Below are 255 nucleotides of genomic sequence, written 5' to 3' on the forward strand. Positions count from 1 at the left end.
CACAAGACGCTTTAAGAGATTATTTTATGCGCTATTCATATGAAGCTCGAATGCAAGTCAAGACCGTCACCATGGATATGTACGGGCCGTATTATCTATTTTTACAACGCATTTTTCCGAATGCCGATATTGTCATCGATCGGTTTCATATCGTTCAATTATTGAATAATACGTTAAACAGATATCGGATTAAAGTCATGAACACGATTCGTTACAACCGGCCGCGTGATTACACCAAATTAAAACAATTATGGA

General features: G+C 37.3%; 1 protein-coding gene. It reads left to right on the forward strand.

Annotation, left to right across the window (positions count from 1 at the left end; genetic code table 11):
* Nucleotides 1-26: 26 nt before the first annotated feature.
* Nucleotides 27-255: transposase (locus ACEN4N_RS11570; protein WP_407090998.1), on the forward strand; the 229-nt coding region annotated here is incomplete at its 3' end.

Origin of the sequence: Ruoffia sp. FAM 20857 (assembly GCF_045528645.1) — a bacterium.
GTDB lineage: Bacteria > Bacillota > Bacilli > Lactobacillales > Aerococcaceae > Ruoffia > Ruoffia halotolerans.